1 pseudogene is annotated in these 580 nt (G+C 44.5%); it reads left to right on the forward strand.

Going from position 1 to position 580, the window contains the following annotated elements:
* Positions 1-580, forward strand: a pseudogene (locus tag R7093_RS26810) (TadE/TadG family protein); the annotation flags it as partial.

Below are 580 nucleotides of genomic sequence, written 5' to 3' on the forward strand. Positions count from 1 at the left end.
ACGTATTAGATCAAAATGGCAGCAGCAACTATCTGGAGGTGCCGGTTTACATTGATTACGCTACATCGGTGAATGATATGTTTAACGATAAGGTGTCGGATCCGAACATTAATTTCCATTTTGATTCCAACAACAACAACCTTTATAGAGATAGCTTAACAAGCCCTGGCAAGAATGGCTTTTATACTATTCCGCTTACTGCGGACAAAAGTAAACGTGCAGAAATGCAAGGAATGCGAGCCGGAGGTGGTACGGCTGCTTATCAAGGTTTATTGCGTGGTTTTCAAGCCATGGATAAAGGGCGTCCCGCCAGTGGAAGTACTGAGGATGAGATTGAACAATATAACGAGCGGCTGAAAATGCTGATCGTGATCAGCGATGGTGAGGAAGACCCATTTGGAAATATTTTGCCAAACCTTGTTGAACAAGGCATGTGCGATAAAGCGCGAGCGCACTTTGAATCAGCGAAGGGCTACTTATACATTGGCGTAATTGGGGTGGATTTTCAGGCATCGGCACAAAGCGGCTTCCAAGATTGCGTGCTGAACCCAGATGAAGACATTATTGATGTAACAGAAAC

It is taken from the genome of Vibrio sp. 1580 (assembly GCF_033340055.1).